Origin of the sequence: Lysobacter gummosus (assembly GCF_001442805.1) — a bacterium.
Classification (GTDB): Bacteria; Pseudomonadota; Gammaproteobacteria; order Xanthomonadales; family Xanthomonadaceae; genus Lysobacter; species Lysobacter gummosus.
In genome coordinates this window covers 2,371,653-2,393,231 of record NZ_CP011131.1, presented here as the reverse complement: position 1 = coordinate 2,393,231, position 21,579 = coordinate 2,371,653, and the positions used below count along the sequence as shown (strand labels likewise).

Annotated in this window: 17 protein-coding genes; 4 read left to right on the top strand and 13 right to left on the bottom strand. The window is 68.1% G+C overall.

The genetic code is table 11. The features are described 5' to 3' along the window. Positions 1 to 117: 117 nt before the first annotated feature. Positions 118 to 1,977, top strand: a complete 1,860-nt coding sequence (locus tag LG3211_RS09940; protein WP_057942700.1) for a DUF3413 domain-containing protein — start codon at positions 118 to 120, stop codon at positions 1,975 to 1,977. A 271-nt stretch (positions 1,978 to 2,248) separates the two neighbouring features. On the opposite strand, the gene glmM is transcribed toward LG3211_RS09940, so the two are convergent. From glmM to prmB, 11 genes are all read right to left on the bottom strand, one after another. After that, on the bottom strand, positions 2,249 to 3,589 hold the full coding sequence (glmM, locus tag LG3211_RS09935) for a phosphoglucosamine mutase (protein ID WP_057942699.1): 1,341 nt from the start codon (positions 3,587 to 3,589) through the stop codon (positions 2,249 to 2,251). Between the two features lie 306 nt (positions 3,590 to 3,895). Beyond that, positions 3,896 to 4,783, bottom strand: coding sequence for an acetyl-CoA carboxylase, carboxyltransferase subunit beta (gene accD / locus LG3211_RS09930; protein WP_057942698.1), 888 nt, complete (start codon positions 4,781 to 4,783; stop codon positions 3,896 to 3,898). A 160-nt stretch (positions 4,784 to 4,943) separates the two neighbouring features. Beyond that, a complete protein-coding gene (gene trpA, locus LG3211_RS09925; RefSeq protein WP_057942697.1) occupies positions 4,944 to 5,750 on the bottom strand; it encodes a tryptophan synthase subunit alpha in 807 nt (268 codons plus the stop codon). A 230-nt stretch (positions 5,751 to 5,980) separates the two neighbouring features. Further along, positions 5,981 to 7,222, bottom strand: a complete 1,242-nt coding sequence (gene trpB, locus LG3211_RS09920) for a tryptophan synthase subunit beta (RefSeq protein ID WP_057942696.1) — start codon at positions 7,220 to 7,222, stop codon at positions 5,981 to 5,983. Positions 7,223 to 7,522: 300 nt separating this feature from the next. Continuing rightward, positions 7,523 to 8,185: a phosphoribosylanthranilate isomerase gene (locus tag LG3211_RS09915; protein ID WP_057942695.1), complete on the bottom strand. Its 663-nt coding sequence runs from the start codon at positions 8,183 to 8,185 to the stop codon at positions 7,523 to 7,525. Beyond that, on the bottom strand, positions 8,182 to 9,024 hold the full coding sequence (gene truA / locus LG3211_RS09910) for a tRNA pseudouridine(38-40) synthase TruA (protein ID WP_057942694.1): 843 nt from the start codon (positions 9,022 to 9,024) through the stop codon (positions 8,182 to 8,184). The genes LG3211_RS09915 and truA overlap by 4 nt, the downstream gene beginning before the upstream one ends. Before the next feature lie 38 nt (positions 9,025 to 9,062). Then, a complete protein-coding gene (locus LG3211_RS09905; RefSeq protein WP_148648836.1) occupies positions 9,063 to 11,135 on the bottom strand; it encodes a motility hub landmark protein FimV in 2,073 nt (690 codons plus the stop codon). A 386-nt stretch (positions 11,136 to 11,521) separates the two neighbouring features. After that, positions 11,522 to 12,544, bottom strand: a complete 1,023-nt coding sequence (locus LG3211_RS09900) for an aspartate-semialdehyde dehydrogenase (RefSeq protein ID WP_057942692.1) — start codon at positions 12,542 to 12,544, stop codon at positions 11,522 to 11,524. Between the two features lie 142 nt (positions 12,545 to 12,686). Beyond that, the gene (locus tag LG3211_RS09895) at positions 12,687 to 13,679 is read right to left on the bottom strand and encodes a 2-hydroxyacid dehydrogenase (RefSeq protein WP_057942691.1); all 993 of its coding nucleotides are present in this window, start codon (positions 13,677 to 13,679) and stop codon (positions 12,687 to 12,689) included. Next, complete coding sequence (gene aroC, locus LG3211_RS09890) at positions 13,672 to 14,787, bottom strand: chorismate synthase (RefSeq protein ID WP_057942690.1); 1,116 nt, start codon at positions 14,785 to 14,787, stop codon at positions 13,672 to 13,674. Before aroC ends, LG3211_RS09895 begins: the two co-directional genes overlap by 8 nt. Before the next feature lie 460 nt (positions 14,788 to 15,247). Continuing rightward, on the bottom strand, positions 15,248 to 16,177 hold the full coding sequence (prmB, locus tag LG3211_RS09885) for a 50S ribosomal protein L3 N(5)-glutamine methyltransferase (RefSeq protein ID WP_057942689.1): 930 nt from the start codon (positions 16,175 to 16,177) through the stop codon (positions 15,248 to 15,250). 284 nt (positions 16,178 to 16,461) lie between these two features. On the opposite strand from prmB, the gene LG3211_RS09880 reads away from it, so the two are divergent. Genes LG3211_RS09880 through LG3211_RS09870 form a run of 3 tightly spaced genes read left to right on the top strand, consistent with a single transcriptional unit; the run spans position 16,462 to position 19,036 of the window. Beyond that, positions 16,462 to 17,106: an SCO family protein gene (locus tag LG3211_RS09880; protein WP_057942688.1), complete on the top strand. Its 645-nt coding sequence runs from the start codon at positions 16,462 to 16,464 to the stop codon at positions 17,104 to 17,106. Next, complete coding sequence (asd, locus tag LG3211_RS09875; protein ID WP_057942687.1) at positions 17,103 to 17,951, top strand: archaetidylserine decarboxylase; 849 nt, start codon at positions 17,103 to 17,105, stop codon at positions 17,949 to 17,951. Before LG3211_RS09880 ends, asd begins: the two co-directional genes overlap by 4 nt. A 29-nt stretch (positions 17,952 to 17,980) precedes the next feature. Next, a complete protein-coding gene (locus tag LG3211_RS09870) occupies positions 17,981 to 19,036 on the top strand; it encodes a hypothetical protein (RefSeq protein ID WP_057942686.1) in 1,056 nt (351 codons plus the stop codon). A gap of 24 nt (positions 19,037 to 19,060) precedes the next feature. On the opposite strand, the gene LG3211_RS09865 is transcribed toward LG3211_RS09870, so the two are convergent. Together LG3211_RS09865 and LG3211_RS09860 are read right to left on the bottom strand one after the other, a co-directional pair. Then, on the bottom strand, positions 19,061 to 19,747 hold the full coding sequence (locus LG3211_RS09865; RefSeq protein WP_057942685.1) for a lysoplasmalogenase: 687 nt from the start codon (positions 19,745 to 19,747) through the stop codon (positions 19,061 to 19,063). A gap of 82 nt (positions 19,748 to 19,829) precedes the next feature. Further along, the gene (locus LG3211_RS09860; RefSeq protein WP_057942684.1) at positions 19,830 to 21,410 is read right to left on the bottom strand and encodes a transglycosylase SLT domain-containing protein; all 1,581 of its coding nucleotides are present in this window, start codon (positions 21,408 to 21,410) and stop codon (positions 19,830 to 19,832) included. Between the last annotated feature and the right edge of the window lie 169 nt (positions 21,411 to 21,579).

Sequence of the window (21,579 nt, the reverse complement as noted above, 5' to 3'; positions counted from 1 at the left end):
CCCGATCGGCCAACCCGTCTTCCGGCGGTGTCTTGCGGCATTGTTCCAGGCTAAAGTCGCGCCCCCGACTCCGGTGTCGCACACCGGTCGCATCACCGCTGCCGAGACCCCATCCGCATGGAAGACCTCGCCGCCCGCCCTGCCTTTCCGGCGCGCCGTGCCCTGGCTTGGCTGACCGGCTTCATCCTGAGCAACGCCGCGCTCGCCATCGGCATCGCCTCGCTCAACATTCCCTTCGCCCATCTGGCCGAACACTGGAAGGCGGCGTTCTTCCTGACCCTGGCGCTGCCGGGGCATTTCGTCTTCTTCGGCGCTCTGCTCGGGGTGTTGCCGCTGCTGCTGGGCTGGATCGGCCGGCGGCTGAGCTGGATGACGGTGTCGGCGGTGGTCTTGCAGGCGGCGTGGTTATGTCTGCTGGTTACCGACGCGAAGGTGTTCGCCCTGTACCGCTTCCACCTCAATGCGATGGTCGCCAACATGGTGTTCGGCGGCGCCATGCAGGATCAGGTGGTGTTCTCCGGGACGGTATGGGGCTTGATCGCGCTGGCGGTGATCAGTGTGCTGGCGGTGGAGATCGCCCTGGCCTGGCTGTGGTGGCGCGCGCTGGACCGGCGCCCGGGCTTGGTCAAGATCCTCAAGGCCTGGTGGATCGCGCTGGCGGTGATGCTGTTCGGCCAGGCGATGGTGGCCTACTACGACGCCCGCGGCGATCGCGCGGTCATGTCGCAATTGCCCTACATCCCGTGGGCGCAGCCGATCACGCTGAAGGATTCGCTGCAGCGCTTCGGGGTCAAGAGCGATCCCTCCGCGAGCCTGCCCGGCGTCGGCCAGGGCCTGCTGAATTATCCGCGCCGCGCGCTGGACTGCGAAGCCGCGCCCAAGCTCAACGTGGTGGTGATCCTGCTCGAATCGCTGCGCCACGACGTCATGACCGAGCAGGTCATGCCCAACACCTGGCGTTACGCCCAGCAGTCGCAGGTGTTCGAAGATCACTACAGCTCCGGCAACGCCACCCGCTTCGGCGTGTTCGGGCTGCTGTACGGCCTGCCCGGCGGCTACTGGCATCCGATGCTGGCCGAACAGCGCGGTTCGGCCCTGATCGGCCAGATGAAGAAAGACGGCTATGCCATGCACATCTATGGCAGCGCGCCGTTGTACAACCCCGAGTTCGATCGCACCGCGTTTTCCGAGGTGCGCGAGCGACTGGTCAACGGCCCGCGCGAGCGCAAGAGCGCCGAGCGCGATCAGGCCATCTTGCAGGACTTGCAGCGCGACATCGCCGCCACGCCGGCCGACAAGCGTTTCTTCGGCTTCGTGTTCATGGATTCGACCCATCAGCCCTACTACATGCCCAAGGGCTATCCGCCGCTGTTTCAGCCGATGGCGAAGTCGATCAACCCGCTGGAATTCAGCCAGGACCACGATCCGTTGCCGGATTTCAACCGTTATCGCACCTCGGCGCATTACACCGATTCGCTGATCGGCAAATTCCTGGCCGCGCTGCAGGCCAGCGCGTTCGCCGACAACACCGTCGTGCTGATCACCGGCGATCACGGCGAGGAGTTCAACGACCTCAAGCAGAACTACTGGGGCCACAACGGCAATTTCTCCGACTATCAATTGCACACGCCGTTCGTGCTGCATTGGCCGGGCAAGCCGGCGCAGAAGATCGCCAACACCACCTCGCACGAGGACTTCGTGCCGACGGTGATGAAGCACGCCCTGGGCTGCCGCAACGACACCGCCGACTACAGCACCGGCCGCGATCTGTTCGGGCCGGGGCAAGCGAATCGGCCGCTGTTGGTGGAGAGTTGGTCGCAGCGCGGTATTCGTCAGGGCGACCGGATTTATCTGTTCGACAACTACGGCGCGGCGACGGTGGTGGATCGCAATTACCAACCGCTGCCCGATGCCAAGGTCGATCCGGCGGCGGTGAGTCAGTCGTGGGAAATGTTGACGCGGTTTCAGCAGCGTTGAGTCGCCCGAGCGCTTGAGCACGTCAATTCGCCTCCTTTGCAAAAGGGGCTGGCGCTTGCGGATGTTTGCTTCCTGCCGATGCTTAGGCGCCGGGGGATTTGCTTTTGCTGTGCGGCGATCTGAGCGTAAAAGCAAATCCCCCCGCCCCTCTTTTTCAAAGGGGGAACTTTGATGCGATGGGTTTGAAGGAATGGCGATCGAATGAGGCTCTGGGAAACAACGAAGGCCGCTTTCGCGGCCTTCGTCTGATCCAGCGCAAACAACCCCGCGATCACACCGCCGCGCGTACCGCCGCGGACAAGGCGTCGAGGGTGTTCTGCATCAAGGTCGCATCGTCGGCTTCGACGGTCACGCGCACCACGGGCTCGGTGCCGGAGGGGCGCAGGAAGGCGCGGCCGTGGCCGGCTACCGCGGCTTCGGCCTGCTTCAGCGCGGCTTTGACCGACTCAGCTTCGGTGGGCTTCGACTGCCCCTCGAACCGCACGTTGACGGTCTTCTGCGGCACCCGGTTCAAACCCTCCAGCGCCTGACGCAGCGACAAACCGCGGCGGCCCAGCACTTCCAGCACCTGCAAGGCGCTGACGATGCCGTCGCCGGTGCTGGTGCGGTCCAGGCACAGCAGATGGCCCGAGGCCTCGCCGCCGAGCACGCCGCCGTGCGCGATCAGTTGCTGATGCACGTAGCGGTCGCCGACCTTGGCGCGGATGAAGCCGATGCCGCGCTGTTCCAAGGCGCGCTCCAGACCGTAGTTGGTCATCAGCGTGCCGACCACCGGGCCCTGCAGGCGGCCGCTTTGCTGCCAGTCGTTGGCCAGGATGTAGAGCAGATCGTCGCCGTCGCAGATCGCGCCTTCGTTATCGACGAACAACACGCGGTCGCCGTCGCCGTCGAAGGCGATGCCGACATCGGCGCCGGTGGTGAGGACGCGCTCGACCAAAGTCTGCGGATGGGTCGAACCGACCCCGTCGTTGATGTTGAGGCCGCTGGGGTCCACGCCGATCGCGTCGACGCGCGCGCCCAGTTCGCGCAGCACCAGCGGGCCGACCTGATAGGTCGCGCCGTTGGCGCAATCCATGGCGATGCGCATGCCGCTGAGATCGAAGCCGCGCGACACCGAGCCCTTGCACGCTTCCAGGTAACGGCCGATGGCGTCGCGGGTGCGGATCGCACGGCCCAGACGCTCGGATTCGACGGTGCGGAACGGTTCTTCCAGCGCCGCCTCGATCGCCAGCTCGGTCTCGTCGTCGAGCTTTTCGCCCTCGGCCGAGAAGAACTTGATGCCGTTGTCGTAGTGCGGGTTGTGCGAGGCCGAGATCACGATGCCGCCGTCGGCGCGCAGCGAACGGGTGAGGTGGGCGACGGCCGGGGTCGGCATCGGCCCCATCAGTTGCACGTCCACGCCGGCGGCGACCAGGCCGGCTTCCAGCGCGGCTTCGAACATGTAGTTCGAGATGCGCGTGTCCTTGCCGATGATCACCATCGGGTTGCGCCAGCCGCGGCGGGTCAGCGCATGGCCGTAGGCGTTGCCCAGGCGCAGGACGAAATCGGCGGAAATCGCGCCTTCGCCTACGCGTCCGCGGATGCCGTCGGTACCGAAATATTTACGAGTCATGTGTTTGGTTCGGGAATAGGGAATGGGGAATCGAAGCCGTGCGGCGTGGTGCGGCATCACTGCCGCCGGGGGATCGCCGCAGCAGGAGTTTGCCGCAAGCCATCGGTGCTACACCGCCGCGCGGCTGAACGAGACGGCATAGCGCTTCCGAGTTCACAGTTCCCTGCGGGAATCGGGAATCGGGAATCGGGAATCGGGAATGGGGAGTCGGGAATCGGAAAAGCAAAAAGCCGCATCGCGCATGCTTTGGCTTTTCCGATTCCCGACTCCCCATTCCCGATTCCCGTTCCCCATCGAAGCAGCAACTCAGGCCGCTTCGACGTCGTCCTCCGGCTGCGGCTGTTTCATCATCATCGCCAGCAGATGGGAGAGGCGGTCGCGCATTTCGCGACGATCGCAGATCTGATCGACCGCGCCGTGCTCGACCAGGAATTCGCTGCGCTGGAAACCTTCCGGCAGCTTCTCGCGCACGGTCTGCTCGATCACGCGCGGGCCGGCGAAGCCGATCAAGGCTTCGGGCTCGGCCATGTTGATGTCGCCCAGCATCGCGAACGACGCCGACACGCCGCCGGTGGTCGGATGGGTCATCACCGAGATGTACGGCAGCCCCGCCGCGCGCAGGCGGCCGAGCGCGGCCGAGGTCTTGGCCATCTGCATCAGCGAGAACAGGCTTTCCTGCATGCGCGCGCCGCCGCTGGCGGAGAAGCACACGAACGGGCTGCCGATCTGCAGCGCGGTTTCCGCGCCCAGGGCGAAGCGCTCGCCGACCACCGAGCCCATCGAGCCGCCCATGAAGGCGAAGTCGAACGAGGCCGCGACCAGCGGTCGCTGCTTCATGGTGCCGCGCATGGCGATCAGCGCGTCGCGCTCGCCGGTGGCTTTCTGCGCGGCCTTGATGCGCTCGGAGTACTTCTTCTGATCCTTGAACTTGAGCACGTCGACCGGACCCAGTTCGGCGCCGATCTCGACCGTGCTGCCCGGGTCGAACAACGCGTTCAGGCGCACCCGGCCGCGGATCGCCATGTGGTAGCTGCACTTCGGGCAGACCTCGAGGTTTTCCTCGAGCTCGGGACGGTAGAGCACGGCGCCGCAGCGGTCGCACTTCTCCCACAGGCCTTCGGGGACGCTGCGCCGCTTGGCCGCGACCGTCTCGGTGCGGATGCCCGACGGCATGAGTTTCTTAAGCCACGACATGCGTTGAAATCTTCCTGTTCTGGCTGGCTGAGGGTGGATCGGTCATGGAGCGGCTGCGCATCGCCGGCACCGGCCTGACTTCAGAAGTCTAGCGCAGCGGCCCGGGCGCTCTGCGGCCGGCTGTTCAGGCTTGCCCGCCGGGAGGCGGGGCTGCGGCGGTTCAGCCCGCGGCGTCCAGCGCCTGGCGCAACGGCGCCAGGAAGCCGCGCGCGGCCTGCGCGGCGGCGTCCGCCGTGCCGGCCTGCGCCAGCACTTCGACCAGCGCGCTGCCGACCACGACGCCTTCGGCCTCGCGCGCCATGGTCGCCGCGCTGGCGGCGTCCTTGATGCCGAAACCGGCCACCACCGGCACCTTGGCGCGCTGACGGATGCGGTGCAGGCGGTCGTTGGCGGCGCCGGTGTCGAGCCGGTCGGCGCCGGTCACGCCGGCGAAGCTGACGTAGTACAGATAGCCCTGGGCGTCGTCGCACAGCAGCGCGATGCGTTCTTCGGTGGTGGTCGGCGAGGCCAGCAGGATCAGCGCCAGTCCGGCAGCGACGAAGGCCGCGCGCAGTTCGGCGGCTTCTTCCGGCGGCAGATCGACCAGCAGCACGCCGTCCACGCCGGCGGCGACGGCGTCGCCGGCGAAGCGCGTGGCGCCGCGGATTTCGATGGGATTGAGGTACCCCATCAACACCACCGGCGTCTGCGCGTCGCGGCCGCGGAATTCGCGCACCGCATCGAGCACCCAGCCCAGCCCGGCGCCGCGCGCGATCGCGCGTTCGGAGCTGCGCTGGATGGTCGGGCCGTCGGCCATCGGATCGGAGAACGGCACCCCGAGTTCGATCACGTCGGCGCCGGCTTCGACCAGCGCGTGCATGACCGGCACGGTCGCCTCCAGCGAGGGATCGCCGGCGGTGAGAAACGGAATCAGCGCCTTGCGGCCGGCCGATTGCAGCGATTGGAACTTGGCGTCGATTCGGTTCATGCGTCGAATGCAGCTTCTGCTGTTAGCCCCTCTCCCGCGTGCGGGAGAGGGGTTGGGGTGAGGGGCCGGCGGAGCGATTGAAGTTCAAGACGCGAACGTGGGTGCAACGATCTCATGCGCATATCGCAGCTTCGTTGCGTCCCTCATCCGCCCCCTGCCTTCGCGGGGGCAGGCTCTCCGGGCACCTTCTCCCGCAGGCGGGAGAAGGGAAGGCGCGCGCGAGCGTTTGATCAGAAGTGCAGACCTTCGCGACCAGCGATGGTATGCACGTCCTTGTCGCCGCGACCGGACAGGTTGCACAACACCACCTGGTCCTTCGGCATCGTCCGCGCCAGCTTGACCGCCTGGGCGATGGCGTGGCTGGACTCGAGCGCGGCCAGGATGCCTTCGGTGCGCGCCAGGGTGCGGAAGGCTTCCAGCGCTTCTTCGTCGGTGACGCCGACGTATTCGGCGCGGCCGGTGTCTTTCAGGAACGCGTGCTCGGGGCCGACGCCGGGATAGTCCAAGCCGGCGGAGACCGAATGGGTTTCGATGATCTGGCCGTCGTCGTCGCACAGCACGTAGGTGCGGTTGCCGTGCAGCACGCCGGGGCGTCCGGCGGCGAGCGAGGCGGCGTGGCGGCCGGTTTCGATGCCGTCGCCTGCCGCCTCGGCGCCGACGATGCGCACCGAGGGATCGTTCAAGAACGCATGGAACAGGCCGATGGCGTTGCTGCCGCCGCCGACGCAGGCGGTGATCGCATCGGGCAGGCGGCCGTACTCGGCCAGCATCTGCGCCCTCGCCTCGCGGCCGACCACGGCGTTGAAGTCGCGGACCATGCGCGGATACGGATCGGGACCGGCGACGGTGCCGATGATGTAGAAGGTGTCGCGCACGTTGGTGACCCAGTCGCGCATCGCCTCGTTGAGCGCGTCCTTGAGCGTCTGCGAACCGCTGGTGACCGGCACCACGGTCGCGCCGAGCAGCTTCATGCGATAGACGTTGATCTTCTGCCGCTCGATATCGGTCGCGCCCATGTAGACCACACATTCCAGGCCCAGGCGCGCGGCCACGGTGGCGCTGGCGACGCCGTGCTGGCCGGCGCCGGTCTCGGCGATGATGCGGGTCTTGCCCATGCGGCTGGCCAGCAGGGCCTGGCCGATGGTGTTGTTGATCTTGTGCGCGCCGGTGTGGTTCAGGTCTTCGCGCTTGAGCAGGATCTGCGCGCCGCCGACTTCGTCGCTCAGGCGCTGGGCGTGATAGATCGGGCTGGGGCGGCCGACGTAATGGGCCAGGTCGCGTTCGAATTCGGCGATGAAGGCCGGATCCACGCGGGCGGCGTCGTAGGCGCGGGCCAGTTCCTCGATCGGCGCGATCAGGGTCTCGGCGACGAAGCGTCCGCCGTAGCGGCCGAAATGGCCGGAGGCGTCCGGGTAGGCGTGGAAATCGATTGGCGGGACGACGGCGGGTTGGGCGATCGGTTCGGCGGACATCGGCTGGGCGTCGTAGCGAGGGGCGTCGCGCGCTGCGCGGCGGAACGCAGAGTTTAGGGCATCACGGCGACGACCGTACGCATCGGGGTATGGCGGAATGGGGTGCGCGGTTTTGTTGTGATCGGGTGGGTAAAAGCAAATCCCCCCTGCCCCCCTTTTTCAAAGGGGGGAACTGCTGCGCGGCGATCGTGGGGTATCGCACCGAAGCGAGCCTGCACACGCACTACCGCCCTCACCCGAAGAATTCCCCCCTTTGAAAAAGGGGGGCCAGGGGGGATTTGCTTTTACCGGCAAACGCCCTCAATCGACGTGACAATCCGCCCGCCGCACTTCCTCGACGAAATGCCGCATCTTGTCGCCGTCCTTCAGCCCCGGCGCGCTCTCGATGCCGCTGGACACGTCCACGCCCCAGGGCAAGGTCGCCTGGATCGCCTCGAACACGTTGTCCGGGGTGATGCCGCCGGCCAGCACGAACGGCTTCTGCACCCCCACCGGAATGCGCTTCCAGTCGAAGGTCTTGCCGCTGCCGCCGCTGCCGCCGCGGGCATGGCTGTCGAACAGGAAACCGGCCGCGCCGGGATAGCGCATGTGCAGCGCCGAGGGATGCTGGTCGGCCAACTCGCCGCCCATCGGGATCGCTTTCAGATAAGGCACGCCGAAACCGCGACAGAACGCGTCGTCCTCGTTGCCGTGGAACTGCAGCAGGCTGGGCCGGACCTGGCGCACGACTTCGCGCACCTCATCGACCGGGTTGTCGCTGAACAAGGCCACCGCATCGACCAGCGGCGCCAAGGCCTGGCGCATCGCCCGGGCTTCCTCGGCCGCGACCCGGCGCGAACTGCCCGAGGCGAACACGAAGCCGATCGCGTCCGCGCCCAGCTCGCAAGCCAGGCGCACATCGCCGGGACGGGTGAAACCGCAGAATTTGATGCGGGTGCGGAACAAAGTGCGGGGCGGATTCAAAGGCTGACCTCGACAGGCAACTGACACTCGACGGGATAACGCGGCCCCACGAACACCAGACCCGCCGACGGTGCGGTGGGACCGGCGACGGTACGGTCGCGCCCGGCCAGCAACTCGGCGATCCACCCCTCGGGCTGATCGCCTCGGCCGACCAGCAGCAAGCTTCCGACAATATTGCGCACCATGTGGTGAAGAAAGGCATTCGCCTGGACCTCCATTTCCACGATATCTCCGTCCCGGCGCAAGCTGATGTGCTGCAGATCGCGGCGCGCGTGCGGCGCCTGGCAGTGGACGGTGCGGAACGCGGAGAAGTCGTGTTCGCCGAGCAGCGCCTGCGCGGCGCGGTGCATGGCGTCGGCGTCGAGCGGGCGCCTCTCCCAGCTCAGGTATTGCCGCTGCAGGGCCGGACGCACCGAGCGGTTGAGGATGCGGTAACGGTAGCGCCGCGCCCGCGCCGAGAAGCGGGCGTGGAAATCGGCCGCGACCGGCACGCACCAGCGCACGCACACCGACGCCGGCAAGCGCGAGGTGGTGCCCAGCACCCAGCCGCGCGGTTCGCGCTCGACGTGGGTGTCGAAATGCACGACCTGGCACGAAGCGTGGACGCCGGCATCGGTGCGGCCGGCGCAGGTCACTTCGACCCGGCTGCCGGCGACGAAGCTCAGCGCGTCTTCCAAGGTGGTCTGCACGGTCGATTCGCCGCGCAGGTCCGGCTCGCCCGGACGCACCAGGCGCTGCCAGCCGGAGTATTCGCCGCCGTCGTATTCCACGCCCAGCGCGAAGCGACGCAGCGGCACGACGCCGTCGTTCGCGATGGGATCGCGTTGCTCTACCGCCATGAGTCAGCCGTCCTGCCCGTTCGCCGCACCGTTGCGCTTTAGCTGGAGGCTTCCAGCTCGCGCAGCAGACGCGCGGCCTGCTGGCGCGCGGCGTGGTCGCCGTTGATCAGCACCTCGCCGAGCAACTGGCGCGCGCTGCTTTCATCGCCCAGGTCCAGGTAGGCGCGGGCCAGTTCGATGCGCTCCTGGCCCGGGGCCGAACTTGCCTGGGCGGTTACCGCCGCGCGCGCGTCGGCCACGGCCGGCTCGGCCACGGCGGCCGGTTCGACCGCGACGGCCTGCACCGGAACCGGGATCGCGGCCGCAGCCGGGCTGGGAGCCGGAACCGGCGCCGCGACCGTGGAAGCGGCCGGCGCGGCACGGCGCGTCGGCGCGCTGCCGACCTCGGCCGAATGCCAGGTCGGCGCGTTCGTGCGCGGCTTCTGTTCGGCCGCCGACGCGGTCCAGAACGGCGCCGCCAGCGGTTCGTCCTGCGCGTCGGGCGCGGGCTTGGATTCGGGCTGCGCGAGCAACTGCGCGACCGGATCGATCAACGCCGGCGCGACCTCGGGCCGGCGGCGCAGCGATTCGACCGGGTCCTGGACCGGGTCGCGGTCGCCATAGGGCGCCGCGCTGTCCGGGCCCGGCGCGCGGAATGCCGGCCGCTTGGGCTCGCGCCGGCTCAGCACCCAGCCGCCGATCAACAGCGCCAGCACGCCCAGCCCGCCGAAGATCCACGGCATCGGCGAACCACCGTCGGCGCGCGCCTGCTGTTCGGACAGATGCTGCTGCGTCGCCGCCAGCTCGCTGTCCTTGAGCGCGATCAGCTTCTGCTGGTCCTTCTGCAACTTCTCCAGCTCGGCGACCTTGCTCTTGAGCTCGCTGAGCTCTTGATCGCGCGCGGCGATGGTCTCGTTGGCCTGCTGCATCTCTTGTCGCACCATCTCGCCCTCGCCTCCGGCACTGATGCCGGATTGAGCCCCGGCCTGGGTCGCGCGACTGGCGCCCGGCGGAACGATTTCCAAACGCGCGTCGCTGCTGCGGCCCGAGCCGTCGCGCAGCGCCGGAGCCACCGGCGCCTTGGCGACGCGGTCGGCCTCCAGCGCGATCGGCTGCGGCACCGCCGGACTGGCCACGCCCTGGCGCCACTGCTGGATCTGCACGCGCACCAGCTCGCTGGCTTCGCGCGCGTCGATCGCGGTCAATTGATTGCCCGGCGGCTGGCGCAGCACCGCGCCGGCCCGCAGGCGGTTGATGTTGCCGCCGATGAAGGCCTCCGGATTGGCCCGCAGCAGCGCGATCATCGTCTGATTGAGCGTGTGCTCGCCGGCCATGCCCGCGGCGATGCCGGACAGGGTCTGGCCGCGTTCGACAGTGATGTCGCCCTCGGCGGCAACGACCGGCGCGGCGGCCTGCGCACGCGGCTGGCGCGGCGCGCGCGGGATGCTGCCGGTGTTGGACGGCGCAAGCGGACGCGGCGCGGGCTCGGCGGTGAGCACGTCGGGCTCGGGCGCCGGCTCGGGCTGGACCGCGATCGCATCGGGCGGATACGCCGACGGCGCCGGCACCGCGCTGCCCGGATCGTAGCGATCGAGTTCGTTGTCCACCGACAGCGGATCGGTCGCCTGCGGCTGCGCGCCGAACGGCAGCGGCGCCTCCAGCGGACGTTCGATGGTGTTCGGCGCGGCGCCCTTGGGCGCCTGGATCGGCGGCTGCATCGGCGCCGACACCGTGCGCGGCGCGTCGAGCAGGGCCGAGTATTCGCGGGTCAGGCGGCCCTGCCCCCAATCGACTTCGATCAGGAAGGTCAGCAGCGGCTGGTTGACCGGCAGCGAGCTGGTCACGCGGATCACCGGCTTGCCGGCGCTGTCCAGCGCGAGGGTGAAGCGCAGGTCGGTGACGATGCCCTGCGGCGCTTCCAGGCCGATGCGCTGGAAGGTTTCCGGCGAGGCCAGGCCCGCGCGCAACTGCGCCAGTTCGTCCGGGCCGCTGGAGATCACCGGGATCTCGGCCAGCAGCGGCTGGCCGGAGCGCGATTTGACCTCGATCTGTCCCAGACCCAGCGCACAGGCAGCTCCGCTGGCCAAAGCCAGCGCCAAAGCCAAGGCGGTGCGTGCGAAACCTGATCTCACGGACGATCCCATTGCCAACGTCAGGCGGCGACTCTAGCGGTCGGGAGTAGTTATGCGCAACGCGAAGTGAAGTTTTCGTTGCGGTCGGATGGGTGTCATCGGGTATGGATGACGGAATCGATGCGGTTTGGGGGCTGGGCTGCGGGTTGGCTCGCCGGCCTGGAGGTCTTTTGTGGGAGGAGCTGCTTTTGTGGGAGGGCCTTCAGGCCTGATGCTTTTCGATCAAGCCGCGGCGATCTGTGACAAGAGCATCGGGGCTGAAGCCCCTCCTACAAAAGACCTCAAGGACGCCGATCCGCCCTGCCCGCCTGCCCCGGCCGCGCAAAGAAGATCGGGCCCCGCGGGGCCCGATCGATACCTCTATATAGCCTGCAAGCGCCGCGCGATCAGCGCTCGTTCCAGACCAGCTCCGCCAGTTGCACGGCATTGGTCGCCGCGCCCTTGCGGATGTTGTCCGACACCACCCACAACGACAGGCCGCGCGGATGCGAGATGTCCTCGCGGATGCGGCCGACGAAAACGGGATCTTGTCCCGAAGCGTGCGTGACCGGCGTCGGATATCCGCCGTTGACCGGCTCGTCCACCACTTCCACGCCCGGCGCGGTTTCCAGCAGCGCGCGCGCGTCGGCCGCGGACAGCTTGTCGCGGGTTTCGATGTGCACCGCCTCGGAGTGGCCGTAGAACACCGGCACCCGCACCACCGTCGCGTTCACGCCGATGCTGTCGTCGCCGAGAATCTTGCGCGTCTCCCAGACCAGCTTCATCTCTTCGGTGGTGTAGCCGTTGTCGGTGAAGTCGCCGCCGTGCGGGATCACGTTGAAGGCGATCTGCACCGGATAGACCTCGGCCTTGGCCTGCTGGAAGTTCAGCAGCGCCGCGGTCTGCTTGCCCAGTTCCTCCAGCGCGCGGCGGCCGGTGCCGGACACCGACTGGTAGGTCGCCACGTTGATGCGCTCGATCTTGGCCTTGCGATGGATCGGCGCCAGCGCGACCAGCATCTGCATGGTCGAGCAGTTCGGATTGGCGATGATGCCGCGCGGGCGGTTCCTGGCCGCTTCCGGATTGACCTCGCTGACCACCAGCGGCACGTCGTCGTCGTAGCGGAAGGCCGAGGAGTTGTCGATCACCACCACGCCGGCGGCGGCGAACTTGGGCGCGTATTCCTTCGACACCGAGCCGCCGGCCGAGAACAGCGCGATGTCCACGCCGCTGGGATCGAATTTCGCCAGATCCTCGACCACGATGGTTTTGCCGCCGAACTCGAGTTTCTCTCCCGCCGAGCGTTCGCTCGCCAACACATGCAGCCGGCCGATCGGAAATTTGCGCTCGGCCAGCACCTTCAGCATGGTTTCACCGACCGCGCCGGTAGCACCGACCACGGCGACATTGCAGGACGTCTTGGCGTTCATCTGTTCTCAGTTACCTGACTTGTGGGGACCGCCGGACCCATTTCCGGCGGGTGTTGCTTTGGAGCGGGGATTCGGGATCGGGGATTCGGGATTCGCAAAGCGTGTGCGCTTTCCAGGTATTCCGTTTTCCAGTCTCGAACCCCTAATCTCGAATTCCGGCATTCAACGGCGATGGCGGACGCCCCGCATCGGGCCCATAACCCAGGGCCGCGATCAGATTGTCCACCGCCAGCGACACCATCGCCCGGCGCGTGGCCAGGCTGCCGCTGGCGATATGCGGGGTCAGCACCACCCGGCGCTGTTGCAGCAGGCGTGGATTGAGCCTGGGCTCGCCCTCATAGACATCCAGGCCGGCCGCCGCCAACCGCCCCTGCTCCAGGGCGTCGCACAGCGCGTCTTCGTCGATGATGCCGCCGCGCGCGATATTGGTGAGCGTGGCATGCGGTTGCATCCTGGCCAGCGCCGCCGCGTCGATGAGGTGATGCGATTGCGGCGAATACGGCAGCACCAGGATCAGATGATCGGCGCGACCCAGCAGGTCGTCGAAACCGACATAGCTCGCCGCGCATTCGCGCTCCACCGTCTCGGGCAGGCGGCTGCGGTTGTGATACAGCGTGCGCATGCCGAACCCGTTCGCGCGCCGCGCGATGGCCTGGCCGATCCGGCCCATGCCGAGAATGCCGAGTGTGGCGCCGTGCACGTCGCCGCCGAGCAGCGAATCGAAACTCCAGCGCTGCCAGTGGCCTTCGCGCAACCAGCGCTCGGCCTCGCCGATCCGGCGCGCGGCCGCCATCATCAGCGCCCAGCCGAAGTCGGCGGTGGTTTCGGTCAGCACATCGGGCGTGTTGCTGGCGAGGATGCCGGCCGCGCTCAGCACCGGCAGATCGAGATTGTTGTAGCCCACGCCGACGTTGGCGATCGCGCGCAATTTGGCGGCGCCGGCGATCTGCGCCGCGCCGATCGGATCGTTGAGTGTGACCAGGGCGCCGTCGGCCTCGCGCAAGGCGGCGTTCGCCGCCTCGGGCGAATGCTGGGTCACCGCCGCGGTAGCGTTGACCTCGAAATACTCCGCCAAGCGCCCGACGATGTCGTCGAACAACGGCTGCGACACCCATACGCGCGGCCGCTCAGACATCGCCGTCGAATTCCGGCGCGGCGGGAATGCGCGGGGTCACCGTGCCGACATCGCCGCACTGGGCGCGATGGCGCAGCGCCTGATCGATCAGCACCAGCGCGACCATGGCCTCGCAGATCGGCGTGGCGCGGATGCCGACGCAGGGATCGTGGCGGCCGGTGGTGACCACGTCGACTTCGTTGCCGTGGATATCCACGCTGCGGCCCGGCAGGCGCAGGCTGGAGGTCGGCTTGAACGCGGTCGAGCAACGCAGCTGCTGGCCGGTGCTGATGCCGCCGAGGATGCCGCCGGCGTGATTGCTGGCGAAGCCGGCGCGCGACAGTTCGTCGCGATGCTCGCTGCCCTTTTGCGCGACCGCGGCGAAACCGTCGCCGATTTCCACGCCTTTGACCGCGTTGATGCTCATCAGCGCGGCGGCGAGTTCGCCGTCGAGCTTGCCGTAGATCGGCTCGCCCCAGCCCGGCGGCACGTTGTCGGCGACCACGTCCACGCGCGCGCCGACCGAATCGCCGGACTTGCGCAGCGCGTCCATATAGGTTTCCAGCTCGCTCACCTGGGCGGCGTCGGGCCAGAAGAAGGGGTTGCCCTCCACCACCGACAAGTCGTAGCCGTTCGGCACGACCTCGCCGATCTGCGACATGAAGCCGCGCACCGTCACGCCATAGCGTTCGGCCAGCCACTTCTTGGCGATCACCCCGGCCGCCACGCGCATCGTGGTCTCGCGCGCGGACGAACGCCCGCCGCCGCGCGGATCGCGCAGGCCGTACTTCTGCCAGTAGCTGTAATCGGCGTGGCCGGGACGGAACTGCTCGGCGATGGCGCCGTAGTCCTTGCTGCGCGCGTCGGTGTTGCGGATCAGCAGCGCGATCGGGGTGCCGGTGGTCAGGCCCTGATAGACGCCGCTGAGGATTTCGATGTCGTCGGCCTCGCGCCGCGCCGAGGTGTGGCGGGTCTTGCCGGTGGCGCGGCGGTCGAGATCGTGGCGGAAGTCTTCCGGCGCGATCGCCAATCCGGGCGGGCAGCCATCGACCACGCAGCCGATCGCCGGGCCGTGGCTTTCGCCGAAGGTGGTCACGGTGAAGAGGGTTCCGAAGCTGTTGCTGGCCACTGCGGGGTTCCTGGTGCGTGCCGGCGTTCCGGCGTGTGGGGCGAAGGCGATGATCGGTGTTGCCGGTGTGCTGGCGATGAAGTGCGCGGCGGCCTGAACCGCGCGTGCCGCTTCGATGGTATGACGCGGCGTTCGCGGGCGGAAATGAGCCTTTGGCGCGGGCTCAGAACCTTTGCCGGTGCGGGCGGTTGGCGGCGGCGCGCAGGCAAAACACCGATCCGGTCCACGATAGCCGACCCGGCCGGTTTCCGCTGTAACGAAGGCGCACACGCAGCCGCGACGGATCCGGACGATCCGCGGCTTCCGATGGAGTGCAGGATGCCGCGCCGCGCTTACCACTTGCTGCGGGTAAGTTCCGGCTGGCTTGGCGCCGTGTACGCGGCGCCGGGAGATCGGCGCAGCGCGCGGCACTGCGAAGGACGGGATCCCGCCTTCGCTACCGGCCGCCGACGCGCGTGACTCAGGCTCGCGCGTCGGCGAGCCGTTTGATTTCGTCGTGGTGTTCGACCAGATCGTGGCGCTCGACCACGAAGATGCCCATCTGGCCGACCTTGAACTCGACCCAGGCCAGCGGCAGCTGCGGCAGCAGTTCGACCAGCGCGCGCTCGGCTTCACCGACTTCGCAGATCAGCACACCGTCCTCGCTCAGATGCTCCGGCGCGTCGCGCAGGATCTTCAGCGCCAGGTCCAGGCCGTCGTCGCCGGCGCGCAGGCCCAGTTCGGGCTCGAAGGAATATTCCTTCGGCAGCGCGTCGGTTTCCTCGTTGGTGACGTAAGGCGGATTGGTCACGATCAGGTCGAAAACCTCGCCCTGCAGGCCCTGGAACAGGTCGGACTTGCGCAGTTCGACGTTGTCCGCGTGCAGGCGCGCCTTGTTCTCGGCCGCCAGCGACAGGGCGTCGTCGTTGATGTCCGCGCCGATCACTTCCCAATCCGGGTGGTAATGCGCGGTGGCGATGGCGATGCAGCCTGAACCGGTGCACAGGTCCAGCGCGCGCCCGACTTCGCGGCCGCCGAGCCAGGGCTCGAAGCCCGATTCGATCAGTTCCGCGATCGGCGAACGCGGCACCAGGGCGCGGCGGTCGCTCTTGAAGCTCAGGCCGGCGAACCAGGCTTCGCCGGTCAGGTAGGCGGCCGGAATGCGCTCGGCGACGCGGCGTTCGAACAGCGCCAGGATCGCGTCCTTTTCCTCGCTGGTGACCTTGCCCTGGCCGTAGACCGGGCTGAGGTCGTGCGGCAGATGCAGCGCGTGCAGGACCAACTGAGTCGCCTCGTCCAGCGCGTTGTCGTAACTGTGGCCGAAGGTCAGCCCGGCCGCGTTGAAGCGGCTGGCGCCGTAACGGATCAGGTCGACGAGGGTCAGCGGTTCGAAGAAAACGGGAGCGGGCACGGCGGGTCCAGGGCGAAACAAGAGGCGCAGTATAGCCGGAGAGGTGAATTGGGGGTTCAGGGCAAGAGCAAATCCCCCCTGCCCCCTTTTTCAAAGGGGGGGAATCCTTCGGGTGGGGGGGGCGTGAGTTCGGGTGGGGCGCGGCTGCGGCCGCCACGCATCCCCAAGGATGACTCCCCCTTTTGAAAAAGGGGGCCGGGGGGATTCGCTTTTGCCTTTTGCCTTAAGCCCAGCACCACCCGCCGCGCCCGGTATCATGCCCCGGCGCAACAACCGGAACCGACATGTTCAATCGCACCACCGCCATCGTCCTCATCGCCGCGCTCGCCGCCGCGCTCGGCCTGTGGGCCTCGCAGAAATACTTCGGCCAGGCCCGCCGCTCGAATCTGCCGCAGACCGAGGCGGTGCGCTTGTTCGACCCGCCGCGCACTCTGCCCGCCTACTCGCTGCGCCAGTCCGACGGCACCCAGCTGATTCCCGGCGAACTCAAGGGCCACTGGACCTTGGTCTTCCTCGGCTTCACCCACTGCCCCGACGTGTGCCCGACCACGCTGGCGCAGATGTCGGTGGCGCAGAAGTCCTGGGAGTCGATCGCCGAAGCCAGCCGCCCGCGCGTGCTGTTCGTGTCGGTCGATCCCGAGCGCGATACGCCGGACAAGATCGGCGAGTACGCGCACGGCTTCCACAAGGACACCCTGGCCGCCACCGCCGACGTGCCGGCGCTGGAAGCCTTCGCCAAGTCGCTGAGCATGGTCTTCGCCAAGGTGCCCGCGCCCGACGGCGCGCCGGCCGACCAATACACGATGGACCACAGCGCCAGCATGGCCGTGCTCGATCCGCAGGGCCGCATGGCCGGCCTGCTGCGTCCGCCGTTCGATCCGAACGTGATCGCCAAGGACATGAAGGCGCTGACGGAGGCCGCCCCGTGAGCCTCGTCACCACCCTGACCTACGCCCTGCCGCACCGCTTCATGTCGTCGCTGGCGCGCGCGCTGGCGTACTCGGACGATCCGCGCGTCAGCCGCTGGCTGATCGACACGGTCACGGAAAAGTTCGGCGTGAACCTGGCCGAAGCGGCCAATCCCGATCCGCGTTCCTACGCCACCTTCAACGCCTTCTTCACCCGCGCGCTCAAGCCCGGCGCGCGCGTGGCCGATCCGGACCCGCGCACGCTGCTGATGCCGGCCGACGGTCGCATCAGCCAATGCGGGCCGATCCGCGCCGGCGACATCTTCCAGGCCAAGGGCCAATCGTTCACCGCGACCGAACTGCTCGGCGGCGACGCCGCCGCGGCCGCACCGTTCAACGACGGCGTGTTCGCCACCGTGTACCTGTCGCCGAAGGACTATCACCGCGTGCACATGCCCTGGGCCGGAACGCTGCGCGAAACCGTGCACGTGCCGGGCCGCCTCTTCAGCGTCGGCCCCGACGCGGTGCGCAACGTACCGCGTTTGTTCGCGCGCAACGAACGCCTGGTCTGCCACTTCGATACCGAATTCGGGCCGATGGCGATGGTGATGGTCGGCGCGCTGCTGGTGTCGGGCGTGGAAACGGTCTGGAGCGGCGTGGAGATTCCGCGCTACGCCGACGCGGTCACCACCAAGGACTATCGCGGCAAGGGCATCAAGCTCGACCGCTTCGCCGAGATGGCGCGCTTCAACTACGGCTCGACCGTGATCGTGCTGCTGCCGCCGGGCGTGGCGGCACTGGACGCGGGCTTGAGCGCCGAGACCGCGGTGCGGCTGGGACAGGCACTGGCACGGCGCGGCGTCTGACCGCGCCTCATCACCCACGGAGGGGAATCATGCGAATTCTGTTACGCCCGGCGCTGCGCCGGGCGCTGCCGCTGGCCGTGCTGGCCGCCGCGCTCGCCGGCTGCGGCGACAAGAGCGAAACCGAGCAACTGGCCGACTTGCGCGACGGCCTGGCCTACACGAACTACCGGCGCGTGTCGGAGAACGGCATGCCCGCCGCCATCGCCGCGTATCGCAAGGGCGCGCAGTGGAGCGGCCAGACGCCGCCGGTGGAGTTCAGCGAGGCCGACATTTGCGCCATGCACGTGCTGCTGGCCTACGGCGCCCTGATCGCCGACAAGGGCACCATCGCCCTGGCCGAAAGCGACATCGTCGAGGCCGGCGATTGCGCGCCGTTCGACCGCGTCGCCGCCAACTCACTGCGTTCGGTCGTCTTCCGTCGCCAGCAGTGGCCGCAACTGGCGCAGGCCGAAAGCGACAAAGCCTGGGCCGCGCCCAAGCAAGCCGGCCAGGACAAGGCGCCGGCCGAACAGGTGATGATCCTGCACGTCACCCTGGCCTATCTGGCGGTCAGCGAACAACGCTGGGACCGCGCGCAACTGCATATCGACGCGCTCGCGCAATTGCTCAGGCAGCCGTGGATGAGCGACCTGCCGCGCGCCGGCATCGCCTTCAAGGAAGGCCGCACCGGCGACGGCCTGGTCGCGCTCAAGCACATGAGCCAGGACCCGACCGCGCCGCCGGAAGTACGCGCGGAACTGGCCCGGTTCATCGCCAAGATCGAAGCCAAGGGCGGCGATGTCGATTCCTTCGCCTTCATGCCGCGCCTGGTCGCGGTGTTGACTTGGGAAGCGATCAAGCAAGAAGGCCCGGACGTGCTGAAGACCACCGCGCGCTTCGCCGAGCAACAGGCCTGGAAGCCCTTGAACGATTCGGTGAGCAGCGGCGCCGGCAAGGCGCGTGAAGTGGCTGGAAGCTGGTGGAACAAGGCGCGCGATGCGGTGATGCCGGCGGAGGCGACGGACGAACCGGGGCGATCCGATCCGAACGCAGACAATAAGCAATCGCCGCAATCCGAGGCGAACAAGGCCGCGCCGCGGTCCTGAGGCAAAACGCGCCGGGCGGCGGCGTTACTCGCGCACTCGCGACGCAAGGCCGCGTACCGACAAGCCGATCAACGTCTGCGCGATCCAGTACGTCGCCAGCACCGCCAGCGACGCCGCGCCGAACGGCGCGGCGAAACGGTCGATCGCCAGCGTGGCATCGGAGGCGACGAAGAACGCTCCGCCCAACGCGGCCAAAGCTGTTGCCGGCACCGGCCAGCGCCGCCATACCACCGCCGCTTGCGCCGCCATCGTCGCGAGCACGGCGACGTAGACGATCACCGGAACACGCAAAGCGCCCGGCAGATGCGGCCACACGATCGCCAGCACGCCGGCAGCGAGCGCTGCATAGGCCAGCAAGGGCCACATGACCGCGAACAATCGCGCGCGTCCGCACAAGCCGGCCAGATACGCCAAGTGCGCGCACAGGAACGAACCCAGGCCGAACACGAACCAATCCCCGGGCAACATCAGGAACACATCGCCGCAGGTCGAAAGCAGCAGGCCGATCAGGATCGCGCGGCGGTAACCGGGCTCGGCGTCGCCGCCGTGGCGCCAGACCATCGCCACGATCAGCAGCGTGGTCAACGGTTTGAACAGGTAATGCAGCCACGGCGCGAAGTAGGCGCCGGCGATGGCCAGGATCGCGCACAGCGCGATCGCGCCGATCCAGGCGCGCGGCGCGGATGCCGGGGCTTGCGTGTTCGCCGTCATGCATCCTCGCTCGTGTCGTCAGTATCAGCGGCGAACCGTACGGTTCGCCGCGCTTCGATGCGCGTGGGCTACTTCGCCCCGATCAGTCGCCGCAACCGTTCAACTTGATCCGCTGCCCCGGCTTGACCACATAACGCGGCGCCTTGATGCCGTTGGCCTTGCCCAGCTGCTTGGTATCGCAGGAGAACTTGCGCGCCACGTCGGTCAGGGTTTCGCCGCGCTGGACCTTGTAATCGCGCGGGACGGCGCGCTTCTTCGGCTCGGGCTTGATGGCGGCGGGCTTGCCGGTGGCGATGGTGACCGGCACCGTGCCGTCTTCGCCCGTGCCTTCCATCGGCACCACGGTCACCGGGCCGGTGCGCACGATCGCGCTGTTGGGGTCGCTCATGATCAGCGTATGCGCAAGTTCCGCACGCTTGCCCTGCAGGCACCAGCGGTTGTACAGGCCGACCATCTTGGTGGTGGCGTTGAGCGTGGTGCCGGCGGACAGATAGCTGTCGGCCTGATAACGCGGATTGAGATTGCGCAGCGCGCGCATGTAGCCGTCGCGGCTGCCGCTGCTGCCCATGCAGATGGTCAGCTCGTAGATCGAGCTGGCCTTGCTCAGGCGCAGCGGCGCCGGCTTGTTGTCCACCTTGGGAAAACGCAGGCCGTATTCGCGCGGATGCAGGAACAGCCAGGCCGCGGCGATCACCATCGGCACGTAGTCGCGGGTTTCGGCCGGGAACTGGTTGTAGACCGACTCGTCCCAGAAATTGCGCCCGCCGCTGGCGTTGTTGATGCGCAGCGCGCGGCCTTCGCCGCCGTTGTAGGCGGCCAGCGACATCTCGATGCTGTTGTTGAGCTGGCCCAGGCGTTCGTTGAGGTATTCCGCGGCGGCCTGGGACGAAGAACGCGCGTCGTAACGGGTATCGAAACCGGTGCCGTCGTCGCCCAGGCCGAAGCGCTTGCCGGTGGCGAACATGAACTGCAGCGGGCCGGCCGCGCCGGCGCGCGAGGTCGCGTGCACGCGACCGTTGGATTCCTTCGCCATGATGCCGAACAGCAGCGCTTCGGGCAGGCCTTCGCGCTCGAACGACGGCCACATCATCGGACGCATGTACTGATAGTTGTCGTAGCTCTGCATCAGCGGGCCGCGCAGATCGGTCAGCCAGCGCTTGATGCCGGCCTGCACGGCCGGGTTGTACTGCACCATCTTGACGAAGCGCTGGCCGTCGTCGCTGAGCAGCGCGGCGGCGCGCGCGGCTTCGGGCACGTCGGCGGCGAGCCCGTCGCTGTCGAGTTGGCCGCCGTCGTCTGCGTCTTCATCGCTGACCGCCGAGGCATCGGCGCTGGCCTTGAGCAGGCGCTTGTAGCCGGCGAGCATGGTGTTGACCTGGCAGCCCTTCTGCTTGAGGCAGGCGGCGATCACATCCTCCATGTCCTCCAGCGCGGCGTCGCTGTCCTGGCGGCCGGTCGGATCGGCGTTGCGGATCTTGACCAGGGCCGACTGGTAGCGGGTTTCGGCCGATTGCAGGCGTTGGGTCAGCGCATCGACCGCGGCCTGGTCCTTCTTGGACACGGCGGCGGCTGGCGAGGACAGGCTGCACAGAGCGAGGGCGACGGCGAGCGGCGCGAACGCGCCCCTGATACCGATGAAAACGGGGCGTGAGTAAGCGGGCATGAGGCGTGCGGGTGTTCCTTTTCGCGGGGGGCCAGGGTAACGGCGGGGTTCGGGGTGGGCAAGGACCTTGATCCGTCTTGGTTTTTCCCGGTTTGGCCGGGCGAGACCGAACAGCCGTGGGCCGCCGCTCTTTCGCCGTCGTTGCGGTGCCGGTCCGGAACCGTTTTGC

Bases quoted from the DNA above. Each gene is read 5' to 3' on its own strand.
- trpB (WP_057942696.1), bottom strand. From the start codon at position 7,222: ATGTCCGCCGAACCGATCGCCCAACCCGCCGTCGTCCCGCCAATCGAT.
- LG3211_RS09940 (WP_057942700.1), top strand. From the start codon at position 118: ATGGAAGACCTCGCCGCCCGCCCTGCCTTTCCGGCGCGCCGTGCCCTG.
- accD (WP_057942698.1), bottom strand. From the start codon at position 4,783: ATGTCGTGGCTTAAGAAACTCATGCCGTCGGGCATCCGCACCGAGACG.
- glmM (WP_057942699.1), bottom strand. From the start codon at position 3,589: ATGACTCGTAAATATTTCGGTACCGACGGCATCCGCGGACGCGTAGGC.
- LG3211_RS09900 (WP_057942692.1), bottom strand. From the start codon at position 12,544: ATGAACGCCAAGACGTCCTGCAATGTCGCCGTGGTCGGTGCTACCGGC.
- LG3211_RS09870 (WP_057942686.1), top strand. From the start codon at position 17,981: ATGCGAATTCTGTTACGCCCGGCGCTGCGCCGGGCGCTGCCGCTGGCC.
- LG3211_RS09865 (WP_057942685.1), bottom strand. From the start codon at position 19,747: ATGACGGCGAACACGCAAGCCCCGGCATCCGCGCCGCGCGCCTGGATC.
- trpA (WP_057942697.1), bottom strand. From the start codon at position 5,750: ATGAACCGAATCGACGCCAAGTTCCAATCGCTGCAATCGGCCGGCCGC.
- LG3211_RS09895 (WP_057942691.1), bottom strand. From the start codon at position 13,679: ATGTCTGAGCGGCCGCGCGTATGGGTGTCGCAGCCGTTGTTCGACGAC.
- truA (WP_057942694.1), bottom strand. From the start codon at position 9,024: ATGGCGGTAGAGCAACGCGATCCCATCGCGAACGACGGCGTCGTGCCG.
- LG3211_RS09860 (WP_057942684.1), bottom strand. From the start codon at position 21,410: ATGCCCGCTTACTCACGCCCCGTTTTCATCGGTATCAGGGGCGCGTTC.
- LG3211_RS09880 (WP_057942688.1), top strand. From the start codon at position 16,462: ATGTTCAATCGCACCACCGCCATCGTCCTCATCGCCGCGCTCGCCGCC.